This window comes from Exiguobacterium sp. A1_3_1, from assembly GCF_048985645.1.
GTDB lineage: Bacteria > Bacillota > Bacilli > Exiguobacteriales > Exiguobacteriaceae > Exiguobacterium_A > Exiguobacterium_A indicum.
Genome location: NZ_WBYY01000130.1, coordinates 1 through 9,391 on the forward strand (window position 1 = coordinate 1; position 9,391 = coordinate 9,391).

Annotated in this window: 9 protein-coding genes; 2 read left to right on the plus strand and 7 right to left on the minus strand. The window is 44.0% G+C overall.

Translation table 11 applies throughout. The annotated features are described in order from the left end of the window. Positions 1–15: 15 nt before the first annotated feature. Entirely contained in the window at positions 16–459 is a 444-nt protein-coding gene (locus tag F8N00_RS13100; RefSeq protein ID WP_023466958.1) for a MarR family winged helix-turn-helix transcriptional regulator, read from the minus strand. A gap of 128 nt (positions 460–587) precedes the next feature. On the opposite strand from F8N00_RS13100, the gene F8N00_RS13105 reads away from it, so the two are divergent. After that, positions 588–785: a hypothetical protein gene (locus tag F8N00_RS13105; protein ID WP_023466956.1), complete on the plus strand. Its 198-nt coding sequence runs from the start codon at positions 588–590 to the stop codon at positions 783–785. Positions 786–825: 40 nt separating this feature from the next. Here F8N00_RS13105 and F8N00_RS13110 read toward each other — a convergent pair whose 3' ends face one another. From F8N00_RS13110 to F8N00_RS13120, 3 genes are all read right to left on the minus strand, one after another. Continuing rightward, complete coding sequence (locus tag F8N00_RS13110; protein ID WP_023466954.1) at positions 826–1,275, minus strand: universal stress protein; 450 nt, start codon at positions 1,273–1,275, stop codon at positions 826–828. 28 nt (positions 1,276–1,303) lie between these two features. Then, a complete protein-coding gene (locus F8N00_RS13115) occupies positions 1,304–1,753 on the minus strand; it encodes a general stress protein (protein WP_023466953.1) in 450 nt (149 codons plus the stop codon). A 64-nt stretch (positions 1,754–1,817) separates the two neighbouring features. Then, the gene (locus F8N00_RS13120) at positions 1,818–2,552 is read right to left on the minus strand and encodes a hypothetical protein (protein ID WP_023466952.1); all 735 of its coding nucleotides are present in this window, start codon (positions 2,550–2,552) and stop codon (positions 1,818–1,820) included. A 123-nt stretch (positions 2,553–2,675) separates the two neighbouring features. On the opposite strand from F8N00_RS13120, the gene F8N00_RS13125 reads away from it, so the two are divergent. Further along, complete coding sequence (locus F8N00_RS13125; protein ID WP_023466951.1) at positions 2,676–3,314, plus strand: FusB/FusC family EF-G-binding protein; 639 nt, start codon at positions 2,676–2,678, stop codon at positions 3,312–3,314. Between the two features lie 78 nt (positions 3,315–3,392). On the opposite strand, the gene F8N00_RS13130 is transcribed toward F8N00_RS13125, so the two are convergent. The 3 genes from F8N00_RS13130 to F8N00_RS13140 all read right to left on the minus strand — a co-directional run. After that, on the minus strand, positions 3,393–4,931 hold the full coding sequence (locus tag F8N00_RS13130) for a GGDEF domain-containing protein (protein ID WP_058713416.1): 1,539 nt from the start codon (positions 4,929–4,931) through the stop codon (positions 3,393–3,395). Positions 4,932–5,123: 192 nt separating this feature from the next. Further along, entirely contained in the window at positions 5,124–7,694 is a 2,571-nt protein-coding gene (locus F8N00_RS13135; RefSeq protein ID WP_023466949.1) for a HAMP domain-containing sensor histidine kinase, read from the minus strand. A gap of 145 nt (positions 7,695–7,839) precedes the next feature. Next, positions 7,840–9,391, minus strand: a 1,552-nt coding sequence (locus F8N00_RS13140; protein WP_421018352.1) for a S8 family serine peptidase, incomplete at its 5' end; no start/stop codon positions are given.

The following is a 9,391-nucleotide window of genomic DNA, read 5'->3' on the forward strand; positions in this document are numbered from 1 at the left end:
TCCCTCTATCTGTTTTTAATCATTCAACTGCAAAATCTCTTTAATCTTTTTGAAGGTTTCAATGAACTGGATGATTTCTTCTTCTTCGACCTTTCCTTCAATCAAATTCTCCAGATACGTATAGATTTCTTGCTCTGCTTCAGTTGCCACTAACCGACCTGCTTCCGTCAACGAGATGTACTTCGTTCGGTGGTCATCTTCTCGACGTTCGACGATGACGAGACCTTTTTCCGTCAACTTTTTCAGCCGATTCGAGATGGCACTTTTGTGAACACCCTGCACTGCCGCGAGACGCCCAGACGAAATCGGTCCATATTTTCCGACGAGCTTCAACACATGAAGTTGTTCCGGTGAATACATTTGCCAAACGGGTGCTTCGACCGACTTCAACACGCGTTCTGTTCCGTGGATCATGACTTCTTCAAACAGGAGGACTGCTTCACGTAAATTGTCTTTCATTTTTAGTTTACCCCCTAAACTTATGAAGTTAGTTTAGCCCCTCAACTAGAAGTCTGTCAACTCTAAACTGTCACAACTTACCGATGCAGAACATGACCAATTTCTGTATGATAAAGGAAGAGAGGAGCATGCTTATGTTGACTTTGTTTTGGATTGCGTTAGTCATCTGTCTCGTAGGTCTTGTCTTTACGTTACGGATTGCCAAGCAACCAGCAGAAGAAAAGTATGACCACAAAACTTCGGCCAAAAACATGTCTTGGATGTATTTCATTTTTCTTCCGATCATTTTGATTTTATTAGGCATCTTCTATTATTTTTTAACATGATATAAAACAGCACACATCAACCGATGTGTGCTGTTTTATATCACTTCAAGGTTTTCGGACGGACGATATAGATATCGCATTTTGCATAACGGGAGATGTTTTCAGAGACACTCCCGATCATGATGCGTTCCATCGCATTCATCCCGACCGCCCCACAGACAATCAACCCAGCACCGACACGTGGTGCGATGACCTTCGGAATCAATGTTTTTGGAGAGCCATTTTCGATGACCAGTTCAACTGTCTCGACGCCTGCTTCTCGTGCCCGCTTCTCGTAACGATCGAGCAGTCCTTGTGCATATTCCGTGACGTTTTGATCAATGAAACGCTTATTGGCACGTACATTAGCAAATGTCTGAATATCGATGACATGGGCGATGACGAGTTTGGCATGATCGAGTTTGGCGAATTTCACTGCCTTTTCAAAGGCAAGATCTGCCGTCTTTGATCCATCGACTGCCACTAAAATCGTATGATACTGGCTCTCCATCAAGAATCATCCTTTCTGCACGACTCTCTTACAGCATCCGGTCATTTTCATTTTCGAGGGCGCGGTTTTCATGATCGAGTTTCCGTTCTGCCTCGATTCCTTCTGGCTCTGTCTCCAAAATACTTTTTGGTTTCGGCGCAGGACGTGTTGCCCCTGCTTCGTCTGCTAACAGGACATACTCACCTTGTTGAACACGTAAGACATGCTGACGAATATCCGACTCCGGTAATCCGAGTTCCGTAAAGGCAGTTTGAATTTCCTCAGCCGAAGCCTGTTTGCCTGTAAATCGCTCAAACAGCGTCCGTTTTCCAGAGACGAGTTGCGCCGCTGATTGTCCGCGTAACATCGCCATATCGGTTTTATCTTGTAACACGACATATAAATCTTCTTCTAGATAACCCGCAAAATGTAGATCCTCAATTTTTCGAATCAAATCCGTTTCATTTTGATAGACACCGATCCATTGTTTTTTTCCCATGTCACACGTCTCCCCCTTTTATAACAACTATATGAGATATACCCCAAATTCATCTAAAACATGACTAGGATGAAGAAGACTTCGGCGATTGCTGTCGAAAAAGACGTTGCCGTTTATAGAAGACGTAATAGCACAAGAGTAAAACACATACGATTCCGACCCCTGTTACGATTTGTTGCAGAAGAAAGAGGCGATCGTTAAAGTACAATCCAATCAAATACCAGACGAGCGCGAGACCAAACACCCAATCGGAATGAATGACGACAAACAATAGTCCTCCGATAATCGCTACGATGAGTGCAATCGTACTCCATTGCTGTTCGGAAAGACCAAATAGCGAAGTGAACTGAAAATCGGATAAGATCCGAAATGGTAAAATCAACAACATCGTACTCATCCAAGCGAGAAGGACTGAAATCGGAGAGCGCATCCAAGGCGATCGTCGCGGATGGTGTTGAATTTTCATATAAACTAAGCACAGACTAATGAATGAAATCGTTGTCCAGACAAGTTCCCACGGTGGTCCGGTCATACTACTGACGCCAAGCGTCACAAGTGATAACGCGAGCCATCCTCCGATATCTTCAATCAGTTCTCGATCTGCAGGAAAGGCACGAATCGGTCGAATACACCAAATTAACAACGTTGTGAACACGACACCTGTAATCGCATCAAAAAAAGGTGCTGGAACAAGAGGTAACGCAGGAATGGTAACCGGATTTGACCAAACGACGCGCGCTAGCAATGCAAAGAGGAATGCTCCTATATTCATAAAGCGTAAAAATGTTAAATACTGCACGCCCCCCTTCACCTCCTCGTTCATTCTGTTATTCAATTCCCGTTGCAAGAGGCAGAAAAACAAAAATGTCGCTTTGTTCTGCTGCCAAATTCCGGTACGATAAAAAGAAAAGGAGGAACGCGAATGGACGCATTTTTATTGCCTTATCAATACAACTTCATTCGGAATCAAGTCGACCTACTGCAACATCAATTCGCTGCCGTTCATGATCCCGATGTTCGTGATGCTGTCCGGTATAGTGCTGCTGAAAAAATATTCGATCTATTACCCGTACTTACACCGGAACAGGAAGCGCTGTTGACGAACATTCGTGACGCTGAATCCGAACAAGATCTCCTCGCGTATTTAGCACAAGTCGAACCGTTCGTCCAACCGTTTCCGAGCATTTCTGAATCACGGATCCGTCAGCTCTTCAAAAAAACGAAAAAGTTACATGTTCCGCCACTTCACTCCTTTGAATGGGCTCACACGACGTTTTTAAGCTGGAACGATACCGGAAATCGAAAAAAATACTTCGTCTATCCTTTGGACGGTCAATGGATCGGCGTCGAGGGAACCTATCTGCCATCGATCCAAAAAGGGATCTGTGCGATTTGCCATACGTATAGTGACATCACGCTCGTAACCGCAACGACACGTCGTTCAGCTGAACAGCATCAGACGATTGGTCATCATATATGTATCGACAGCGATGCATGTAATCAAGCTGTGACGAATCCAGAAGTCATTGAAACGTTCTTAGCACGCACGCAAAAGAAATGATCGGCATCAAAAAAACACGTTCGTATGACTGATCCGATGAGGTTCAGTATACGAGCGTGTTTTTGCATGTGACGGCGTTCAGGTGTTCGTTATCGCTGGATCATGTAAGCAAAATTGATTCTTCCCGCGACGTTTTGCCTCATACATCGCTAGGTCTGCTTGCTCGATCAAATCTGATCGAGAGGCTGCATGCGCCGGATAGATCGCTCCACCAATGCTTGCCGTTACGGGAAGTGGAATGATGCCATGGCGAAACGGCTTTTGGAACAAGGAAACGAGATGTTCTCCACACTGCACCACTTCTGCTTCTTGTTCAACGTCAAACAATAAGACGACGAACTCATCTCCGCCTTGTCTTGAAATGACTGTATTGGGCGGCAATTTCTTTTGTAAGCGCGTCGTGACATCGACGATGAGTTGATCTCCGACGCGATGACCGTACGTATCGTTAATCTCTTTGAAGTGATCGATATCGATAAAGAATAATCCGACTTGTCCTTCACTCGCTTCCGCCCGGTACAAGGCATCTTGGAACAGTCGCGCAAACAGATACCGATTCGGTAACCCTGTTAAGGCATCGTGGTATGCCATGTGCCGCATCTCCTCCATGGCAGTTGCTAATGCTTCCGTTCGCTCTTCCACCTTCGCTTCGAGATTTTCACGCAACCGTTGATTGTCAACGACAATCCGGATTTGACGGGAAATCAATAACGGGATTGCAATCATCAAACCAATCGTCAAACCGTTCCAACTAATCGTTTGCCGTGCCATCGTCACGAATAGAATCAATAAGAATAAGTAAGGTGTAATTAAACGTAAGACATCAATCCATCTCCGTGTAACGTCAAGAGGAACGAGAGATTCTTCAGCGTCAAAGCGATATGCGGCAAGCCCGACAATCAGGACAGTCGCTAACCATAACGGATCGAGCCAACTCGAAGGAAATGGATAATCAAATCGTTCTAGGACGACGTATAGGAGGTCGGCAAGTAATTGAAAATGAAATGCGAGTAGAATCAATAATAGCGAGCTTCCATTGCCACGTTTCATCAAACCAAAGAATAAGACAATCATTCCACCGAGCAACAATAAATCACCAATCGGATAACGAAGCCATAAAAGCGTTTCGATTGTCAGCAAGGCATTTCCTTCTAAATAAGGTGTCACTAAATAGTGCCACGAAAGAGATCCTGCAACGACTAAAATGATGAACTCATCAAACAAAAAGACCCGCAAATTAACTTCTTGTCGTCGATTACGCAGGAAATAACCGAAAGCAATGATATAGATCAAGATTTGAAGACTAAAGATCAAGTCGATCCAATCAAACGGTTCCGTTCGTGTACGTCCTTGAAGGAAATAAAGGAGTTGTCCACATTCACCTAGACCGAGCATCGTATTGGCAAACAATAAAAGAAGAAATAAACGAGAGGTAAAAGGACGTCGCATTTGGCGACGTCGTGCCTGCCAAATTAAATAGAGAGAGACCGAGACACCACCAATCGTGAACAGACTATTGACGACTTGTCCGATTACTGTATCTGTCCCAACGTATGTCACCCAACCGATGTGTAAAAGAAGCCAAAAAACAACGACTCCTAACCAATTCTGATACACGACGATCCCCCTCCTTTTTTAATCATAGTCCGTTTGTCCTATAGGTATATCGGTTCATCATTGCATTTTATTCACCTTTTTTTATTTTATTGGAATCTTTTTTTGACAAGATTACTCGTTTTAAACATAAGAAAAAACCGTGATCGCACCTAGCGGATTGAACACGGTTTAGTTGGAATGTATTCTAGCTCTTTAAATAGAACGTCGATTTTCTTCTGTCGACTCGATCGATTCGGTCAGACTGAGGGGTAATACGATGATGAAACGACTGCCTTTTCCTACTTCAGATTCCACATGAATAACACCCTCATGCTCTTTGACAATTTCCTTACAAATTGATAACCCGAGTCCCGTTCCACCGATTCGACGTGTATCGGAATTATCGACGCGATAAAATTTATCAAACAAGTGGGCAAAGGCATGATGCGGAATTCCAATTCCTTCATCTTTCACTTCAATGATGGCTTGATCGTCTTTCGTATCAATCCAGACGTCAACACGCCCACCATCCGGAGAGTACTTGATCGCATTGTTGATCAAGTTATTCATCAATTGTTTGATTCGGTCCTCATCTCCTAAAATGAACGGACGATCCGGACTAAGCAATTGCAAATGAAGATCGTGTCGTTCACTTGAAGCGTCGTATAAGGACATCACCTGTTCAGTCAGGCTAAATAAATCGAGATGTGCCATTTGGTATAACTGCCCACCTGACTGCATGCGCTGAACATCTAAAAAGTCCGTGACAAGGTTTGATAACCGTTCCGTCTCGTTATGAATCGTCGCTAGATATTTCTTCTGTTTCGAGTCATCGATTTCTCGATTCAACATCAATTCTGTAAAGCCGTAAATCGAAGAGAGCGGTGTCCGCAACTCATGCGACACGGTTGAGACGAGTTCTGTTTTGAGACGATCGGCTTCTGTTTCCCGGGTAATATCTCGTAAAACAAGAATGATTCCCTTCCATCCACCAACGACATCAATACGTTCCGCGTAGACTTCCAGATGAGCTGTGTTATTTCGAATATCAAATCGGGCCTTTTCCGGTGAAATCTCACCGGAACGAATCAAATCTAGATACGTATTAAAAGCCTCGACATCATCCACCAACTGGCGCATCACATCGATGACATACTCACTCGACGGTAACGTCCGATCTACTGTGAATTCCGATTGAAGTTCTGGAATCAATTCAAACAATGGACGGTTGACGTATAACTCTCCATTTCCATCTTCAAGATAAATGATCGCTTCTCGGATGGAGTCTAACACTTGCTCAGTCTTTTCTTTTTCTTGACGCATTCCTTCATACGAACGCGTACGCAGGAGCGATAACGTCATCTGTTGCGCAAACTCGCGAATATCCGTCAACTGTTGCCCTTTATAGGCAGATTTATAACGAACCAGATAAATCGCTGCAATTAGTTCATGCGTTTCCGGATCTTCGATCGGAATCGTCACTTCATACGTGCTAAATGAATACGGATAGTCTTTTTGACGCGTGACTCGTTTTTCCGATTGGATAAATTCCATCTGCCGAACCGATCGATTGATGACGGACATCTCATCTTTCAGGAGAACTTTTAAATAATCCATCGTCATCCCATTCGTTGTCGCACCCATGAACGCTCCTTCTTCATAGAGCAATAGTGCACCGTACTCAGAAGAGGTGATATCGATCATCTTTTGAACGATTGCCGGATACGATTCGACGGTTTCGCGAACAGCAAGCGCCTCTGTCAGTTCGCTACGTAATCGGAGCTTTTCCTCATTCTTTTTCGTCGTTTGATACGCTTCTTCGAGTTCTTCTTGTTGCGCCTGCAATTCTTCTTGTTGCGCGAGCAACTCTTCACTTTGCGCCTGCAACTCTTCATTTTTTCCTTGCATCGCATCCGTATGGGCATTCGTCGTCACGACCATCCGATTAAAGGCTGCGCGCAATAATCCGATTTCGTCTGGTCGCTGCTCGGCAGCTTTATCAATCTTAATCGGTTCTTTTCGAGCAAGTTTTTGATTATCATCAATCAAACGTAACAATTGCCGTGTCATCCGGCGAAGGAACGGGTGCACGAAGAGAAGGATGAAGGCAATGAGCACAACGATACTTGATATCCAAATCCATTGTGACTTTGCGACTTCACTCCGCAGTTCCCCGACAGCCGTTTCTTGTTGTTGGCTGAGATTCGTCCGGTATTCATCAAGTGCTGCAGAGGCTTTTTCAATGTCTGGTGTAATATCAATCGAACCATCGGCAGTTGGCTTTAATCGCCCTTGATCGACAAGACGCTCCGCAATCGGTAAAGAAAACAGACTATCCCCCTGTAAGAAGTCCTCATTGATCCGATTCGCCTTTTTCTCATTGACGTAAGACTGGGTCAACGGGAACAAGGCATCATAGTATAACTCATATAAATTCGTCATTTGCGCTGCGAATTCTTCTTCTTCATCCGTTTTTGCGTTTCGCATGAACCAATCCGTCTCACTTTTGATATCTGTTCGGAGCGCCTGAATCTCATCAAACCGTTCTTGGTTACCAAAAATGACGAATCCTCGCAATCCAAACTGGACGGTTTGCCAATTGTCCCACAAATCATTGGCCCGGCGATTTTGTTCACTGATCGTCTCGAGATTCTGTTTTGATGTTTCGATTCGTCCTTCCATATAGTCATAGACAAAGAACGAAGTAATCGATACTACGATCAGTACCGCATAAAAAACAGTCAGCAACTGCCGACCGATTCGTCGCCGAATCCAATTCACCATGAATGTATCCTCCTCATCATTCATCGAATGATGCTTTTTCATTTGTTTCTTTAAATATAATAGAAACGCTTTCGAAGCAACAGCTAGGATATACAAAAAAAGACCTTTTCTCGGAATGTACCCGAAAAAAGGTCTTTTTATCCGCTTATTTTTTTGCTTTCTTCACTGTCACAGAAGTCACAGGGCTCACTTGACCACGCGTATTCTTAACGTAGACGGAAAGCTTCGCTTTTGCTTTTTGCTTCGGAATTTTGACGGAATAGTTGCCTTTTGCAGAAACCGTTCCTTTTCCGATGACTTTTTTCTTCGCATCTTTTACATAAACACTTAATTTCTTTTCAGCTGTCCCGGTTACTTTCGTTTGTCCGGCATAGACGGATTTCACTTTCGGTGCTGCTGGGGCTGGTAGGACTTTTACGATCGTCGGTTTACTTGTGCGTTTAGCAATATCCGTCACTGTGACGATCAAGCTTGAACCACCGACTTGTTTTGGTAATTTCGCACTGAAGTGACCTTTTGCGTCGACTTTCGCTGTGGCGATTTTCTTTTGTTTTGCATCTTTGACAGTAACCGTACCGCCCGCAAGAGCTGTACCTGTCATTTTTGTTGCACCGGCAAGTACTGGTTTAACTTTTGGAGCTGCTGGCGCTTTTCCAGGAAGGACTTCTGTACGTTCTGACGTGATATCCAGTCCATTTGTGTAACGAATTGTTAGGACCGTACCTTTGTTTTGACGTGGAATCGTCACACTATATTTTCCGGATTTAGCTGTAGTAGAACCCAACTTCTTAGTGGACCATACTTCCACTTTTGTTCCGGTTTTAACCGTTCCTGTGACAGTCAGTTTATTATCATATACGTTGTTGACAGTTCCGTTCAGATTCAATTGCGAAATTGCCCGAGGAATACTAACTTTACCGTATCCTGAAACCGGACTGACATAGGCAGGAAACTTGAATTCAAGCTCTTCTCCCTCTTCTTCCTCAAACCAATCATTCGGATTTTCGAAAGCTAGTGGTTCTGCACTTTTTTGTAGAATTTGTTCGATTTGTTTAGGTGTTAGTTTAGGATTAAGTGACTTCAAGATTCCCGCAACAGCTGCGACGTGTGGTGAAGCCATACTTGTTCCATCCATATACACCGTATTTCCGTCTGGAATCAAACTCGCTACTTTTGAACCCGGTGCAACGACATCAAGGCCGACTCCATAATTCGAGTAATCTGAAACCATACCGAGCGTATTCGTCGCTCCAACAGAAATCGCATATTCTGAGTTTGCTGGGAACCCTACCATCATATCGTAGTCGTTTCCTGAAGCCGCAACGACCGTAACACCATGATCTGCTGCATATTTCATCATATAAGCCATCGTGCGGCTTTCACCGCCACCAAGACTCATATTGATGACTTTCGCTCCATGATCAACAGCATATTTAATTCCAAGTGCAATGGCATCCGTTTCTCCTTCGCCATTTGCATTCAATACTTTAACCGGTAAGATTTGTGCCGACTGATGAATCCCTTGTATCCCGTAATCATTGTTGATTGTCGCTGCGATGACACCTGCCACGTGTGTTCCGTGACCATTATCATCAATCGCGTCGCCATCTCCGTTTACGGAAACATAGTTCTTCTCATTCGCAATATCAACTTTCCCTTGTAAATCCTTTAAGCGATAATCAACACCTGTATCGATG